Here is a 15,911-nt window from a genome sequence, read left to right on the forward strand (position 1 = left end):
ACCGGAGCGGACAGCACAAACTGCTTCTACGGCACCTCCGACATCACCTACAGATAGCACCGGGGAAGGGGGCGCGCGCCACGCGCGCCCCCGGTTCCTCGCCGGGCATCGGCGTGCGCCGATTGACAATGTTTGGACGTCCAACTTAGTCTCACGTCGCGCGGGAGGCGCCCGGCCCCCGCGCGACCTGTACGAACCGCGCGCCCCCACCGCGCGGCCGTCCACCGCGCGGGCTCCCGTCCGGCCCGCGCGTCTGTCCACGAAGGAGCATCATGGCCGGTTTTCTGGGCACAGCGCGGAGGGTCCGATGGCGCCTCGGGGTGGTCGCGGCGGCCACCGCGTCACTGGTCGCCGGGGCCGGCCTGGTGATGGCGACGAACGCGCAGGCGGCGGTGGGCTGCCGCGTGACGTACGCGACGAGCAGCCAGTGGCCCGGCGGCTTCACGGCCAACGTCGGCATCACCAACCTCGGTGACCCGGTCAACGGCTGGAGCCTGGTCTGGACCTTCCCGTCCGGCCAGCGCGTGACCCAGGCGTGGAACGCCAACGTCACCTCCTCCGGCGCCCAGGTGACCGCGACCGACGTCGGCTACAACGGCTCGATCGCCACCAACGCGACCGTCTCGTTCGGCTTCAACGGATCCTGGTCGGGGACGAACAACGCGCCCACCTCGTTCGCGCTCAACGGTGTCACCTGCACCGGCGGCGTCGGGGGTACGACGCCGCCGCCGACCACCACCGCGCCGCCCACGAGCCAGCCGCCCACCACGCGGCCGCCGACCTCGCCGCCTCCCGCGGGCAACGCGATGGCCGCGGTCGCCGCGATGCAGCCCGGCTGGAACCTCGGCAACTCGCTCGACGCGGTCGGCGCGGACGAGACCGCGTGGGGCAACCCGCGGGTCACCGAGGCGCTGCTGAACAACATCCGCGCGCAGGGCTTCAACAGCATCCGGATCCCGGTCACGTGGACCAACCACCACGGCGGTGCCCCCAACTACACGATCGACTCGGCGTGGCTCAACCGCGTGCGCGAGGTGGTCAACTGGGCGCTCGACGACGGCTTCTACGTGATGATCAACCTGCACCACGACTCGTGGCAGTGGATCAACACGATGCCGACCGACCGTACCAACGTGCTCAACCGGTACAACGCGCTGTGGACGCAGCTCGCCGCCGCGTTCCGGGACGCACCGGCGCGACTCAACTTCGAGAGCGTCAACGAGCCGCAGTTCACCGGCAGCTCCGGCGACGCCCAGAACGCGCAGCTGCTGCACGAGCTCAACACCTCGTTCCACCGGATCGTGCGCGCCTCCTGCGGCAACAACGCGACCCGGCTGCTCGTGCTCCCCACGCTGCACACCTCGGCCGACCAGGCCCGCGTGGACGAGCTGGTGACCACGTTCAACGCGCTCAACGACCCCAACCTCATCGCGACCGTCCACTTCTACGGGTACTGGCCGTTCAGCGTGAACGTCGCCGGCGGGACCCGCTTCGACGCCACCACGCAGCAGGACCTGACCGGGCAGTTCGACCGGGTCTACAACGCCTTCGTGGCGCGCAACATCCCGGTGATCATCGGCGAGTACGGCCTGCTCGGCTTCGACCGGCACACCGGCACCATCCAGCAGGGCGAGAAGCTCAAGTTCTTCGAGTACCTCGGCTACTACGCCCGCAACCGGCGGATCACCACGCAGCTCTGGGACAACGGCCAGCACTTCGGGCGCACCTCGTTCCAGTGGAGCGACCCGGAGCTGATCGCGCAGATCAAGTCGAGCTGGACCACGCGCTCCGGCACCGCCTCCAGCGACCAGGTGTACGTGCCCCGGACCGGCTCGATCACCAGCAAGAGCCTGACCCTCAACCTCAACGGCACGACGTTCCAGGGGCTGCGGCAGGGGAACACCGACCTGGTGAGCGGCACCGACTACACGGTCTCCGGCAGCACGTTGACGCTCACCGCGTCGGCGGTCACGCGGCTGGTCGGCAGCCGGGCGTACGGCGTGAACTCCACCATCCACGCCCGCTTCTCCAGCGGCGTGCCGTGGCGGATCAACATCATCACGTACGACCCGCCGGTGCTCGGAGGCGCCACCGGGCAGACCGGCTCGTTCAACGTGCCGACCCAGTTCCGGGGCGACCAACTGGCCACGATGGAGGCGAAGTACGCGGATGGCAGCAACGCCGGCCCGCACAACTGGACCTCGTTCAAGGAGTACGACGTCACCTTCGCGCCGAACTACAGCGCCAACACGATCACGCTGAAGCCGGAGTTCTTCGCCGAGGTCAACGACGGGCAGCGGGTGACGCTGACGTTCCACTTCTGGAGCGGCGGCACGGCCACGTACCACGTCACCAAGTCGGGGAGCAACGTCACCGGCAGCACGAGCTGAGGGTCGCGGCGCGGTGGGGCACGGACAGCCCCGCCGCGCCGCCCACTTCCGGAGTCACGACGGAACCTTTTGATCGATCTGCACGTGGAGTGGTACGAGCCCACGTATCCGCCGGAGGTGACCGGGCAGCAGCGCGGCAACAGCGGTGTCTACCTCCAGGACCGGTACGAGCTCCAGGTGCTCGACTCGTACGGCGACCCGTCCCTGGACAGCAGCGAGGCCGGCGCGATCTACAGCAAGCGGGCGCCCGACCGCAACGCCGCGACCGCGCCGACCACCTGGCAGTCGTACGACCTGGTGTTCCGGGCGGCCCGCTTCGACCCGTCCGGCAACCGGACCCAGCAGGCGCGCGTGACCGTGGTGTGGAACGGCTTCGTGGTGCACGACGACGTGACCGTCGACGGCCCGACCGGCGGCGGCGCGGCGGAGAGCGCGCTGGCCGGGCCGATCCGCCTCCAGGACCACGGCGACCCCGGGGCCAACCCGCGGTTCCGCAACATCTGGCTCGAACCGCTCTGAGTCGCCGCGCGGCCCGCCCCGGGCCCGCGTGCGCTCACCGGCCGCCGATCCCGCCGGCACCGGACGGGGTCAGGCGGCCGGGCGGGCGCGGGCGCGGTGGGCGGCGACGTTGACCCGGTTGGCGCAGGCGAGCGAGCAGAAGCGGCGGCGGCCGTTGCGCGACGTGTCCACGTACACGGTCGCGCAGCCGTCCCGCCCGCACCGGCCCAGCCGCTGGCCACCGGCGCCGCAGAGGGCGACCGCGAGGCCGCCGGCGACGGTCGCCTTGACGCGGGCCAGCCGGTCGTCGGTGTCGTTGATGTAGTGCAGGTGCGGCGGATGGCCGTCGTGCACCGAGATGCGCACCGAGGTGGTGGCCTCCGTGAGGAGGTCGTTGACCAGCCGGATCTGCCGCGCCGGGTCGGGCTCGCCGAAGACCGGCCGCACCCGGTCGAGCCAGGTGGCGAGCGCCGCCGCCTGGGCGCGGTCGAGCCGGCGGCTGGTCATCTCGTGCTCGGTCAGCAGCCGCTCGAGTGCCGCCGGGCTGAGGTCGGTGGCGTTGGCGAGCGCGGCCGCGAGAAACGCCCCCGTGCCGCCGTAATGGTTGAACTGCATAAGCCCATTACACCAGGCTGGTGGCATGTACGTCGGGGAGATGGAGTTCTGCGACGGCTGCGGGCGCCCGGCGCTCCTGGCCGTGGTCGAGTCGGCGCACCACACGTCGCAGGGGCTGGTGCGCTACCGCCGCTGCGACTGCGGGCATCGGTGGGTGCAGGTCTTCGCGTTCGCCGACGCCCGCCCGGCCACCTGGCCGGTCGGGTCCGCTCGCCGGTAGCCGCGGACCGGCATCCGTCGATCCACCGGTCGTACCGTGACTCTAAGATCCTTGCGGAAACGGGAGGAGCGGGGATGACCGAGGCGTGGGTGACGGACGACGACCTCCGGGCGGCCGGGGCGCGGTTCGCGGCGGGGATACCCGGATACACCGCGCCGGCGGCCCACGGCGTGGCCCGGCGGGACGGCACGGAGCTGACGTTCGGGCACGTCAACCCGCCCGGCGCCCTCCGCCCACTGCCCGCCGTGGTGATGGCCTCGATCTGCGGGTACGTGGCGACGACCGCAGTCTTCCGGATGGACCGGCAGCGCTTCGCCGAGGCGGTGGCGAGACTCACACCGGCCGAGGCGGCGACGCACATCCCGCACCCCAACCTCTGGACCTGGCGCGAGCTGCTGGCCGGCGCCGACGCGGAGAGCGAGTTCCTCGTGTTCTACGTGGCCTCGGTCGACGACCCGGTGGTGGACGAGGACGACGCCCGCTTCCGCGAGCGCTTCCCGGTCTAGGTGTATCCGGCTGGATCGTTCGCGCGGGAGAAGATTCTCGGGCCGGCTGTCGATTCCGGCGCGTGCCGCCCGTCGGTGGCGTAGGAAGACCCGAGAACGAGACCAGGGAGCACAGACCATGCCGCAGTACGCCGTCCTCATCCACATGCCCGCGCCGGCCGACCCGATGACCATCCCGCCGGAGTACGTCGAGCTGCTCGATCGATACCCGGCCCAGGTCGCCGAGCTGGGCGGCTCGATCGTCACCGGCTACGCGCTCCAGCCGAGCACGACCGCGACCTCGATCCGCGGCGACGTGGTCACGGACGGGCCGTTCATCGAGGCGAAGGAGGTCGTGGCGGGCTTCTTCGTCCTGGAAGCGCCCGACTTCGACACCGCGCTGGCGATCGCCAGGCTCAACCCGGCCACCACCGTGGCCGGCGTCGAGCTGCGGCCGCTCTTCATCCCGCCGGCCGAGTAGCCCGCGGGGCTCGCGTGCTGCGGGCGGCCGGCGACTGGCCCACAATGGCGGCCATGCGGGTCGGCTGCACCCTGACGTACGACGTCGACGGTCCGGCGGAGGTCGCCTTCCAGGTGGCCGCGGCCGGACCGGTCACGTCCGAGCTGCTCACCGTGACGCTCGACGGCGCCGGCGTGCCGGTCACCGGCCTCGACCGCGCCCACCTGGTCCACGCGGGGTCGGGGCGGCTCGTGGTGGCGTACACGGCGGAGCTGCCCGACCGCCGGGACGCCGCGCCGCCCCCGTCGGAGCTGGACCGGCTGGTGGCGCTGCGGCCGAGCCGCTACTGCCCGTCGGACCGGCTCGCCGGGTACGCCACCGACCGCTTCGGCGCGCTCTCCGGGGCCGACGCCGTACGCGCGATCGAGGCGTACGTGCACGGGCACCTGACGTACACGCCGGGATCGAGCGGGCCCACGACGGACGCCGCGCAGACGCTGCTGGCCGGCCGGGGCGTGTGCCGTGACTACGCGCACCTGCTGGCGGCGCTGTGCCGCGCGGTGGGCGTACCGGCGCGCGTGGCCGCCGTGTACGCGCCCGGCCTCGGCCCGATGGACTTCCACCTCGTCGTGGAGACCGCGCACGACGGCGGCTGGTGGGTCTGGGACGCGACCCGGCTGGCCCCGCGCGGCGCGCTGGCCCGCATCGCGACCGGCCGGGACGCGGCGGACGTCGCCTTCGCCACCGTGCTCTCCGGCCGGCTCGAACCGCGCGACCAGCGGATCACCGCGACCACCGCCGGCCCGCTGCCGGCCGACGACCACACGTCGCTGGTCGCGTTGGCCGGCTGATACCGGGCGTCTTCCGCCCTGATCCGCCGGTCGATTTTCTCCGGCGGGGCTGTCCGGTCGGGGGCGGGCCGTTCGTCAGCGTGGTGAGATCCAGACGAGAGGGAGAGCTGAGATGAAGTACATGATGTTCGTCTGCACCGACACCGAGCCGGACACCGACCGGACCGACGAGCCGGACATCGAGGTGTGGGTCGCCGTGAACGACGCGCGTGGCCGGCGGCTCGACGGCAACGTGCTGGCGCCGGTGACCGCCGCGACGACGGTGCGCGTGCGCGAGGGGGAGCTGCTGGTGTCGGACGGGCCGTTCGCCGAGACCAAGGAGGTCATCGTCGGCTACGACCTGCTCGAGTGCGCCGACCTGGACGAGGCGATCGAGGTCGCGCGGACCCATCCGATGGCGCGGGCGGGGCGGATCGAGCTGCGCCCCTTCGGCCACCTTGGCTGAACCGCACGCCGTTGCGGGCGGCCCGGCCACCGCGGTGGCGCCGGCCACCGCGGTGGCGGCCGCGGCGCGCGAGTCGTACGCGCGGATCGTCGCCACGTTGATCCGCGTGACGGGGGACTGGACGCTCGCCGAGGACTGCGCCCAGGAGGCGCTGGTGCAGGCCCTCCAGCGGTGGCCGGCGGACGGCGTGCCGGACCGGCCCGGCGCCTGGCTGATGACGGTGGCCCGCAACCGGGCGACCGACGTACTGCGCCGGGCCACCGTCGAACGCCGCAAGCTCACCGAGCTGGCCGCGCTCACGCCGGCCGGCGCCGACCCGCCGGCCGGGGAGGAGGAGATCGTGGACGACCGGCTGCGGCTCGTCTTCACCTGCTGCCACCCCGCGCTCGCGCTCGACGCCCGGGTCGCGCTGACCCTCCGCACGATCTGCGGCATCCCCACGGCGGACATCGCGCGCGCCTTCCTGGTCACCGAGTCGACCATGACCCGCCGGCTCACGCGGGCCAAGACGAAGATCGCGGACGCGCGCATCCCGTACCGCGTGCCGACCGGGCCGGCGCTCGCCGAGCGGCTGCCCGGCGTACTGGCCGTGCTGTACCTGCTCTTCACACGCGGCTACGACGCGGACGGCGAGCCCGCCTTCGCCGACGAGGCGATCCGGCTGGCCCGGCTGCTGGACCACCTGATGGCCGGGGAGTCGGAGATCGCCGGTCTGCTCGCGCTCTTCCTGTTCCAGCACTCGCGCCGGGACGCCCGCCGCGACGGCGCGGGCGACCTGCTCCCGCTCGACCGGCAGGACCGCTCCCGCTGGGACCACGCGGCGATCGCCGAAGGGCTGCTCGTGCTGGCCCGCACGCGGCCGGACGGCCCGTACGCGCTCCAGGCCCGGATCGCCGCCTGCCACGCCACCGCCACCTCGGCCGCCGCGACCGACTGGTTCGCGATCGCCACCTGGTACGACGCGCTGGTCCGGGTCTCCCCGTCGCCGGTGGTCGCCCTCAACCGCGCGGTGGCGCACGGCTACGCGTACGGGCCGGCGCGAGGGCTGACGCTGCTTCGCGAGGCGCGGGCCGGCGGGGCGCTGGACGGGTACCCCCTCGCGCTCGCCGCCGAGGCCGACCTCACCGCCCGCCGGGGCGACCGGGACGGCGCGGCCGCGCTCTTCCGCCGGGCCGCCGCCGAGACCCACTCCGAGCCGGAACGGCGGGCGCTGCTGGACCGCGCGGAGGAGCTGCGCCGGTAGGGGTCTTGAACCGCGGCGGGTGAGGCCGCGGGAGCGGGGGTCCGGGACCGCAATGCTGCTCAGCTTAAGTTGATCATGAGGGCAGGCACATCCTGGACCCCATGTGAGCAGGAAAATCCATGCGCGTCCGAGGATGTCGGCCGTTGCTGGCACTCCGCGCGGTCCCGGGGAGCGTGCACGTCACGGCCTTGATCAAATTTTAGGCTGCGTGGTTTGGTTCCTGACTGCTGCCCGCGGCCGCCCCCCTCCGCGTCCCCATGACCGGCGCTGCGGCGTGGCCGGGGTGCGACCAGCGGGGCGTGACAGCAATATCGGAGACTTTGCTGCCTCGTTCGCAGCGGGAGGCGACAAAGACAGGGAAATTGTCGGGATCTTGGTAGGTGTGCTCGCTTGGGCCTGTCCACGCGAGGTGCTTTCTCTCGCCTCCGGCCTTCCGCGTCACTACCCCCACGCGCGGCAGACAGCGATCAAGACGAGTCATGGCGCTGCTGACGCCGCAACTCGTCTTGATCTCGAATCTGCCACCACCGGTGTGGATGCGGAAGCAGCGGCCTGGACCCCAAATGCCACTCAGCTTAAGTTGATCATGAAGTCCATCCTGGATACCCATGCGCGCAGGGAAATCTATGCGCGCCCGAGGGGGCCGGTCGTTCCTGGCGCTCCGCGCGGTTCCGGAGAATGTGCATGTCAAAGCCTTGATCAAATTAGTCTGAGTGGCCTTGGGTCCGGACCGCGACGGGCATCGCGGCAGCCCAAATTCCTAGTCGGCGTGCGGCGCCGGGCGACCCTGGCGGCGGGCGCGGACCAGCAGGTAGGCGCCGGTGGCGAGCAGGGTCAGGCCGACGCCGGCGGTGACCGGGCCGGCCCAGCCGGGCGTCTCCACCACCGCCGTGTCGCCCCGGTAGCGCAACGTCACCGCGGCGCCGGGCACCGCCTGCGCGCGGCCCAGTTCGATGTCGGTCGCGCGCCGGCGGTCACCGTCCAACCAGGACACGGTGCACCGCTGCCGGCTCGTCGTCCGGCCGGGACCGGGCGCGGCGGCCGCCGTGCAGGACTCGACGGTGCCGGTGGCCGACGGCCAGCTGCGGCTGGCGGTGAGGACGCCCCCGATCACCAGGGCCACCACGCCGACGAGCGCGACGAGGATGGCGGCGGCGAGGCGGAACAGCCGTATCCGTCGCACCGTGTGCGCCAGGTGTGGGGGCACGTCGCTCATGACCGCTGACGATAGGACCCGGCCGCCACCGGGCGCTTACCGCCGCTGTTTCGCCCGGCGGGGGCGGCGCATAGGCTGGCCGGCATGCTGCCCTCCACCATGCCCAGCCAGCAGCCCGCCCGCGGTGCCGACCGCCCGCTGCTCACCTATTGTGACGACGCCACGGGCGAGCGCACCGACCTGACCGCCGTCGAGCTGGGCGGATGGGCGGCCCGCACCGCCGGTCTGCTGCGCGACGACTGCGGGCTGGTGGCGGGCGACCGGGCCGCCGTCCTGCTGCCGCCGCACTGGCAGACCGCGGCGGTGCTGCTCGGCGCCTGGTCGCTCGGCGTGACCGTCTCCTACCGCTCGTGGGCGGTCGCCGGGCTCCCGTCGGCGCGGCCGGGGGAGGACGAGCCGTACGACGCGCTCTTCGTCTCCACCGCCCGGCTGGGCAGTTGGCTGGAGAGCGTGCCGGAAGCGCGGCACCGGTTCGCGCACGGGCTCGGTCCCGGCGCCGCCACCCTCGACGAGGTGCCCGACGGCTACCGCGACTACGTCGCCGCGGCGGGCTACCATCCGGGCGACGTGCCGGCGCCGCAGGCCGTGCGGTACACCGACGCGGCGAGCCCGGACGGCACGACCTACCGGCAGTGGGGCACCATCGCCCACGCCATCGCCGAGCGGATGGAGCTGCGCCCCGGCGACCGCGTGCTCGTCGACACCGGCGCGCACGTCGAGCCGGTCACCTGGCTGCTCGCCCCGCTGGCGGCCGGCGCCTCGATCCTGCTCTGCGCCAACCTCGACCGCGAGACGCTCGACCGCCGTCGCGCCGCCGAAGGAGTGACGCACGTGCTGTGAGCCGGCCGTCGCCGGCGGCGGCCGGCTTAGCCGACCAGCTCGCTGGCCGCGGCGGCTCAGCCCATCGTGTGCGCCCGGCGCGCGGGCGCCGGGGCACCCGCGTCGTCGCGGGCGGGGCGTGCGGGGGCGCCATACGATGGCCGGGTACCTGTGCCAGGTGCTGGTGAGGAGGCTCGATGTCCCTTCAGCGAGTGACCGTACCCCTCGCTCTGGTGTTGCTCCTCTACCTGCTGGCCCTCGCGGCCGTCGCGGCGGTGCTGGTCGGCGGCGTGCGGCTGTAGGCCCGCGTCACAGGCCCTGGGCCAGCCGGTGGTAGGCGGCGCTCCAGCGCAGCTCCTTCGCCAGCCCGCGCCGGGTCGTGTCGGCGTCGATGAGCACCAGCTCGACGCCGAGGTGGTCGGCGACGATCTGCACCTCGTCGGCCTGCACGGCGGTGGAGAGCACCGTGTGGTGCGGGCCGCCGGCGGTGAGCCAGCCCTCGGTGGCGGTGGGGAAGTCCGGGCGGGGCTGCCACACCGCGCGCGCCACCGGCAGGTTGGGCAGCGGCTCGTCCGGTGGTACGAGGTCGATGTCGTTGGCGACCCAGCGGAAGCGGTCGCCGAGGTCGGCCCAGCCGACCACGAGGCCGGGACCGGTGGCGGCGGTGAAGACCAGCCGGGCGGGGTCTTCCCTGCCTCCGATGGAGAGTGGGTGCACCTCGACGCGGGGGCGCTCGGCGGCGATGGTGGGGCAGACCTCGAGCATGTGCGCACCGAGGATCTTCGGCGTGCCGGGGGCGAGGTGGTAGGTGTAGTCCTCCATGAAGGACGTGCCGCCGGGGCGGCCGGCGCCGATCACCTTGAGGATGCGCAGGAGCGCGCTCGTCTTCCAGTCGCCCTCGCCGCCGAAGCCGTAGCCGGCCGCCATCAGCCGCTGCACGGCGAGGCCGGGGAGCTGGCGGAGGCCGCCGAGGTCTTCGAAGTTGGTGGTGAACGCCTTGAAACCGCCCTCGCCGAGGAACTGCCGCAGCGCCGCCTCGACCCGCGCCTGGTAGCGGACGCTCTCGTGGCGGTCGCCGCCGGGGCGCAGGTCGGCGTCGATCTCGTACGTCTCCAGGTACTCCTCGACGAGCGCGTCCACCGCCTTGTCGGCCACGGTGTCGACGAGGCGTACGAGGTCGTTGACGCCCCAGGTGTTGATCGAGACGCCGACCCGCAGCTCGGCCTCGACCTTGTCGCCCTCGGTGACCGCGACGTCCCGCATGTTGTCGCCGAACCGGGCCAGCCGCAGCGAGCGGGCCTCGGCCAGCCCGGCGGCGGCGCGGGCCCACGAGCCGATCCGGGCGGCCACGGCGGGAGCGCTCACGTGCCCGGCCACGGTCGTGCGCGGGACTCGAAGGCGGGTCAGCGCGAAGCCGAACTCGCGGTCGCCGTGCGCGGCCTGGTTGAGGTTCATGAAGTCCATGTCGATCGTCGCCCACGGGAGGGCGGCGTCGGCCTGCGTGTGCAGGTGCAGCAGCGGCTTGCGGAGCGCGTCGAGGCCGGCGATCCACATCTTGGCGGGGGAGAAGGTGTGCATCCAGGCGATGACGCCGATGCACGCGGGGGTCTCGTTGGCCCGCCCGATCACCTGCCGGATCGCGTCCGCGCTGGTCAGGACCGGCTGCCAGGTGACCGTGACCGGCACGCCGCCGCCCGCGTCCAGGTCGGCGGCGACCCGTTGGGACTGCTCGGCGACCTGCCGCAGCGTCGCTTCGCCGTAGAGGCCCTGGCTCCCGGTCAGGAACCAGACCTCTTTGCCGGAGTAGGGGTCGTCGGTCACGGCCGTCCCTTCGGTTGTCGGCACCGTCAGCGGGTGGCCCCGGCGCGGCGCTTGTTGTAGATGTCGAACGCGACGGCCAGCAGCAGCACCAGGCCCTTGACCACCGACTGCGTCGACTGGTCGATGCCCATGAGCTGCATGCCGTTGCTCATCACCGCCATGATCAGGCCGCCCACCATCGCTCCGACGACGGTGCCGACACCGCCCGCCACGGCTGCCCCGCCGATGAACGCGGCCGCGATGGCGTCGAGCTCGAACATGTTGCCGGCACCGGGCTGCGCGCCGTTGGAGCGCGAGGAATAGATGACCCCGGCCACGCCGGCGAGCAGGCCCATGTTGACGAAGATCCAGAAGTTGACCTTGCGCACCTTAACACCGGAGAGTGTCGCGGCCGAGAGGTTGCCCCCGATCGCGTACACCTGGCGGCCGAAGACGGTGTTGCGGGTCATCAGCCCGTACGCGATCACGAGCACGGCCAGGATGATCAGTACGATCGGCAGGCCGCGGGCGTGGGCGAGCTGCCAGGCGAAGTACATGACGACCGCGCCGACCAGCAGCACGCGCGCGACGAAGAGCGGGAACGACTCGACCGACTGCTGGTATCGGATGCGGGCCAGCCGCGTGCGGAAGACGCTCACCGCGTATCCGACGACGGCGAACGCGGCGATGAGGAGCGTGAACGCGTCGTACCCGTGGCCGCCGAGCAACCCGTTGAGGAAGCCCGTGGCGATCGTCTTGTACGCCTCCGGGAACGGCGAGAGCGAGATGTTGTCGAGCACCTGGAGCGTCAGCCCGCGGAAGAGGAGCATGCCGGCGAGGGTCACGATGAACGCGGGCATCCCCACGTACGCGACCCAGAAGCCGTGCCACGCGCCGACCGCGACACCGACGGCGAGCGCGGCGGCGACGCCGATCCACCACGGGTACCCCTGCTGGATGACGAGCACGGCGGAGACCGCGCCGGTGAGCGCGACCACCGAGCCGACCGAGAGGTCGATGTGCCCCGCGATGATCAGGATCACCATGCCGATCGCGAGCACCAGGATGTACGAGTACTGGAGCACGATGTTGGTGATGTTGCCCGGGCTCAGCGAGACCCCGTCGGTGAGGATCGCGAAGAGCGCCACGATGACCACGAAGGCGATGTAGATGCCGCTCTGCCGCAGGTTGCGCATGAGGAGCGTGCGGGGGTCGCTGGTGCCCGCGTGCAGCGCGGTGGCGGGGGCGCTCCCGGACGATACGAGGTCCTCCGCCGGGGAGGGCTTGGTGCTGGTCATCCGGTGGACTCCTTCTCCTTCGTCATGAGCGCCATGAGGTTTTCCTGCGTGGCCTGGTCGACCGGCACCTCGCCGGTGATGCGGCCGGCGGAGAGCGTGTAGATCCGGTCGCAAATCCCCAGCAGCTCGGGCAGCTCGGAGGAGATGACGACGACCGCCTTGCCCTGCGCGACGAGGCGGTTGATGATCGTGTAGATCTCGAACTTGGCGCCGACGTCGATGCCGCGCGTGGGCTCGTCGAGGATCAGGACGTCCGGGTCGGTGAAGAGCCACTTCGACAGGACGACCTTCTGCTGGTTGCCACCGGAGAGCGTGCCGACCGAGTCCATGACGCTGCGGGTCTTGATGCTCATGTCGCGCCGGCTCTCCTCGGCGACCTTGATCTCCTCGTTGCCGTTGACCCAGCCGCCGCGGGCGAGCTTGCCGAGGGCGGCGGCCGAGACGTTGGCCCGGACGTCGGCGATCAGGTTGAGGCCGTACCGCTTGCGGTCCTCGGTCGCGTACGCGATGCCGTGGTCGATCGCCTCGGCGACGGTGCGCGCCCGGACCCGCCGGCCGTGCATGAAGAGGCGGCCGCTGATGTCGCGCCCGTACGAGCGGCCGAACACGCTCATCGCGAGCTCGGTGCGGCCGGCGCCCATGAGCCCGGCGATGCCGACCACCTCGCCGGCGCGTACGGAGAGGCTCGCCCCGTCGACCACCTTGCGCTGCTGGACCGGATGCCACACGGTCCAGTCTTCGATCCGCAGCACCTCGTCGCCGGGCGTGGAGATCCGGTCGGGGTAGAAGCTGTCCAGGTCGCGCCCGACCATGCCGCGGATGATGCGCTCCTGGCTCACGTCGCCGCCGCGCATGTCGAGTGTCTCCACGGTCCGCCCGTCGCGGATCACCGTGGTGGAGTCGGCGATCGCGGTGATCTCGTTGAGCTTGTGGGAGATCATGATGCAGGTGATCCCCTGGTCGCGCAGGCGGCGGAGCAGGTCGAGCAGGTGTGCCGAGTCGACGTCGTTGAGCGCGGCCGTCGGCTCGTCGAGGATCAGCAGCCGCACCTCCTTCGAGAGCGCCTTGGCGATCTCGACGAGCTGCTGCTTGCCGACGCCGAGCTGGATCACCGGGGAGACCGGGTTTTCCGAGAGCCCCACCGAGGCCAGCAGCGTGGCGGCCTCGGCGTTGGTGCGGTTCCAGTCGATGAAGCCGGATCGCCCGCGCCGCTCGTTGCCGAGGAAGATGTTCTCGGCGATCGAGAGGTACGGCACCAGTGCCAGCTCCTGGTGGATGATGACGATGCCGACGGCCTCGCTGTCGCGGATGCCGTTGAAGTGCACCGGCCGTCCCTCGAAGAGGATCTCGCCGTCGTAGCTGCCCGCTGGGTAGACGCCGGAGAGCACCTTCATCAGCGTGGACTTGCCGGCGCCGTTCTCACCGCAGATGGCGTGGATCTCCCCGCGCCGCACGGCGAGCGAGACGTCTTCGAGGGCCTTGACACCGGGGAAGCGTTTGGTGATGCCGCGCATCTCGAGCAGCACGTCGTCCATGCGTCCCTCCTCGTCACCAGATCGTCCGCCGCCGCGTGCCGGACCCGGCGGCCAGCGCCGCCGAGCCCGGCCGCGGTGCTACTTCGCCTGACCGGCGGCCACTTCCTCGGCCGTGTAGTAGCCGGAGTCGATGAGCGCCGTCTTGATGTCGTCCTTGAAGACGGTCTGCACCGGCAGCAGGTACGAGGGGACGACCTTGACGCCGTTGTCGTACGTCGTGGTGTCGTTGGCCTGCGGCTGCTTCTCCTGGAGGAACGCCTCGGCCGCGATGACCGCCTGCTCGGCGAGCAGGCGCGTGTCCTTGAAGATCGTGGAACCCTGCACGCCGTCGTTGATGAGCTTCACCGAGGCGATCTCCGCGTCCTGGCCGGTGACGACCGGGATCGGGTTGGCCGCGGGGCCGTAGCCGGCGTTCTGCAACGCGGTGATGATGCCGCGGGACAGCCCGTCGTACGGCGACAGCACGCCGTTGACCTTCGAACCGTCGTTGTACGTGGAGGTCAGCAGGTCCTCCATCCGCTTCTGCGCGGTCTCCTGCTGCCAGCGCAGGATCGCCACCTGCTCGATCGCGGTCTGCTTCGACTTGACGACCAGCGAACCGTTGTCCAGGAACGGCTTCAGCGTCTGCATCGCCCCGTCGAAGAAGAAGTGCGCGTTGTTGTCGTCGAGCGAGCCGGCGAAGACCTCGATGTTGAACGGCCCGGTCTTGCTGCCCTTCGAGCCGTCCTTGTTCTGCAGGCCGAGGCCGACCAGCAGCGCGTTGGCCTGGGCGACGCCGACCTTGAAGTTGTCGAAGCTGACGTAGAAGTCGACGTTCTGGCTGTCGCGGATGAGCCGGTCGTAGGCGATCACCGGGATCTTCTTGTCCGCCGCGGCCTGGAGCTGGCTGCTGAGCGCGGTGCCGTCGATGGCCGCGATGATCAGCACGTCGGCGCCCCGCGTGATCATCTGGTCGACCTGCTGCGACTGGGTCGGGATGTCGTCGCCCGCGTACTGCAGGTCGACCTTGTAGCCCTTCGCCTCGAGCTTCTCCTTGACCGAGTTGCCGTCGGCGATCCAGCGCTCCGAGGTCTGGGTCGGCATCGACACGCCGATCGTCAGGTCCTGGGGCGCCTGGCCGCTGGTGTCGGTGTCGCCGCCGGCACCCTCGCCGCCGCAGGCCGCGAGGCTGAACGCCAGTACGGCACCGCCCAGAGCGGCTAGAAGTCTTCTCTTCACAGGTCCCTCCCTCTCCGGGGATAGGTGACACGTCACACACGAAGATCAGTCGAGCCAACATTGTTAGCGCTCACATCTGCGGCGTCAAGGTGTCGCTGTGACATCTGCGAGTCACGGTCTCGTAACGAGATCCACCTCCGTGTCAGCCCGCTGGACAAACGCGTGCTCGGCCGGCCGCCGCGTCTTGTGAGCGTTAACCACGGCGGCCGGAATCGAACCGGAACCATGCGAAGTATCCCACGGAAACGCCGACGGCCGTCGATGCCGCGACGCCCGCGGGCGGAGCCCCGTCGTGGTCGAGGTCCGCGCCCTTCGTCCAGCGCCTTCGCCGCGCGCCTTCCGGCTGTCGCGATGCCGTTCAGCCCAATTTGATCAAGGTGATGACCTGGACATTCTCCGGGACCACGCGAAGTGCCGGGTCCGGCCGGGCCTCGGGCGCGCATGGATTTCCCCGCTGGCCCAGGACGGGCCCGATCTCTTGGTCGACGCGACGGTGGCGCGCGTTCGTGCGGCTACCGCCGCTCGCCCACACTTGCGTTTCTTGGTCGACTCGCGGCGAGTGGCATCGGGTCTGGACCACCACCCCGCGGCCTCACCGTTCGCGGTCCACGGTCTTCGCCGCCGGCGGGGCGCGCCGGATCCGGGACGCCGTGGGCGGGGGCGCGCTCGCCCTTCTCGCCCCAGCGCGCTCGCGTGTCCATAGTGGTCTGTCGGGTCGCCCGCCGAGGGCGGTGTCGGGGACATAGCCCCTTGCGGGCGGTCTAGAGATCTTTCGGGGTCAGGGTGGGCGTGTGTGTCCACTATGCCGCGTCCGGGGG

At 71.6% G+C, this 15,911-nt stretch carries 15 protein-coding genes; 9 read left to right on the forward strand and 6 right to left on the reverse strand.

The window, feature by feature from the left end:
* The first annotated feature begins 272 nt into the window (after window positions 1-272).
* Both ACFFIA_RS41040 and ACFFIA_RS41045 read left to right on the forward strand, forming a co-directional pair.
* Window positions 273-2,390 carry a cellulase family glycosylhydrolase gene (locus ACFFIA_RS41040; RefSeq protein ID WP_377262320.1) on the forward strand — a complete coding sequence of 706 codons (2,118 nt, stop codon included), beginning with the start codon at window positions 273-275 and terminating at the stop codon, window positions 2,388-2,390.
* A gap of 69 nt (window positions 2,391-2,459) precedes the next feature.
* Entirely contained in the window at window positions 2,460-2,909 is a 450-nt protein-coding gene (locus ACFFIA_RS41045) for a 3-keto-disaccharide hydrolase (protein ID WP_377262322.1), read from the forward strand.
* 69 nt (window positions 2,910-2,978) lie between these two features.
* On the opposite strand, the gene ACFFIA_RS41050 is transcribed toward ACFFIA_RS41045, so the two are convergent.
* A complete protein-coding gene (locus ACFFIA_RS41050; RefSeq protein WP_377262324.1) occupies window positions 2,979-3,503 on the reverse strand; it encodes a CGNR zinc finger domain-containing protein in 525 nt (174 codons plus the stop codon).
* 25 nt (window positions 3,504-3,528) lie between these two features.
* Here ACFFIA_RS41050 and ACFFIA_RS41055 point away from each other — a divergent pair, with 25 nt between their 5' ends.
* The 6 genes from ACFFIA_RS41055 (at window position 3,529) to ACFFIA_RS41080 (ending at window position 7,207) form a co-directional block, all read left to right on the forward strand.
* The gene (locus ACFFIA_RS41055; protein ID WP_377262326.1) at window positions 3,529-3,723 is read left to right on the forward strand and encodes a hypothetical protein; all 195 of its coding nucleotides are present in this window, start codon (window positions 3,529-3,531) and stop codon (window positions 3,721-3,723) included.
* Between the two features lie 74 nt (window positions 3,724-3,797).
* Window positions 3,798-4,229, forward strand: coding sequence for a hypothetical protein (locus ACFFIA_RS41060; RefSeq protein ID WP_377262329.1), 432 nt, complete (start codon window positions 3,798-3,800; stop codon window positions 4,227-4,229).
* 118 nt (window positions 4,230-4,347) lie between these two features.
* The gene (locus tag ACFFIA_RS41065; protein WP_377262331.1) at window positions 4,348-4,689 is read left to right on the forward strand and encodes a YciI family protein; all 342 of its coding nucleotides are present in this window, start codon (window positions 4,348-4,350) and stop codon (window positions 4,687-4,689) included.
* A 53-nt stretch (window positions 4,690-4,742) separates the two neighbouring features.
* The gene (locus ACFFIA_RS41070; protein ID WP_377262333.1) at window positions 4,743-5,519 is read left to right on the forward strand and encodes a transglutaminase-like domain-containing protein; all 777 of its coding nucleotides are present in this window, start codon (window positions 4,743-4,745) and stop codon (window positions 5,517-5,519) included.
* Window positions 5,520-5,631: 112 nt separating this feature from the next.
* Entirely contained in the window at window positions 5,632-5,964 is a 333-nt protein-coding gene (locus ACFFIA_RS41075) for a YciI family protein (protein ID WP_377262335.1), read from the forward strand.
* Window positions 5,957-7,207, forward strand: coding sequence for an RNA polymerase sigma factor (locus ACFFIA_RS41080; protein WP_377262337.1), 1,251 nt, complete (start codon window positions 5,957-5,959; stop codon window positions 7,205-7,207). The genes ACFFIA_RS41075 and ACFFIA_RS41080 overlap by 8 nt, the downstream gene beginning before the upstream one ends.
* 760 nt (window positions 7,208-7,967) lie before the next feature.
* Here the strand turns inward: ACFFIA_RS41080 and ACFFIA_RS41085 are convergent.
* Entirely contained in the window at window positions 7,968-8,423 is a 456-nt protein-coding gene (locus ACFFIA_RS41085; RefSeq protein WP_377262339.1) for a DUF3592 domain-containing protein, read from the reverse strand.
* A gap of 84 nt (window positions 8,424-8,507) precedes the next feature.
* Between ACFFIA_RS41085 and ACFFIA_RS41090 the strand changes: the two genes are divergently transcribed.
* A complete protein-coding gene (locus tag ACFFIA_RS41090; protein WP_377262341.1) occupies window positions 8,508-9,263 on the forward strand; it encodes a TIGR03089 family protein in 756 nt (251 codons plus the stop codon).
* Window positions 9,264-9,551: 288 nt separating this feature from the next.
* Here ACFFIA_RS41090 and araA read toward each other — a convergent pair whose 3' ends face one another.
* The 4 genes from araA to chvE form a co-directional block, all read right to left on the reverse strand.
* A complete protein-coding gene (gene araA, locus ACFFIA_RS41095) occupies window positions 9,552-11,063 on the reverse strand; it encodes an L-arabinose isomerase (protein ID WP_377262343.1) in 1,512 nt (503 codons plus the stop codon).
* Between the two features lie 26 nt (window positions 11,064-11,089).
* Window positions 11,090-12,340 (reverse strand): multiple monosaccharide ABC transporter permease, encoded by a 1,251-nt coding sequence (gene mmsB / locus ACFFIA_RS41100; RefSeq protein ID WP_377262345.1) that lies wholly within the window; start codon window positions 12,338-12,340, stop codon window positions 11,090-11,092.
* The gene (gene mmsA, locus ACFFIA_RS41105; RefSeq protein WP_377262347.1) at window positions 12,337-13,875 is read right to left on the reverse strand and encodes a multiple monosaccharide ABC transporter ATP-binding protein; all 1,539 of its coding nucleotides are present in this window, start codon (window positions 13,873-13,875) and stop codon (window positions 12,337-12,339) included. Before mmsA ends, mmsB begins: the two co-directional genes overlap by 4 nt.
* A gap of 78 nt (window positions 13,876-13,953) precedes the next feature.
* Entirely contained in the window at window positions 13,954-15,093 is a 1,140-nt protein-coding gene (chvE, locus tag ACFFIA_RS41110; protein WP_377262349.1) for a multiple monosaccharide ABC transporter substrate-binding protein, read from the reverse strand.
* Window positions 15,094-15,911: the final 818 nt, after the last annotated feature.

This window comes from Phytohabitans kaempferiae (assembly GCF_042433955.1).
In the GTDB taxonomy this organism is placed as follows: Bacteria; Actinomycetota; Actinomycetes; order Mycobacteriales; family Micromonosporaceae; genus Phytohabitans; species Phytohabitans kaempferiae.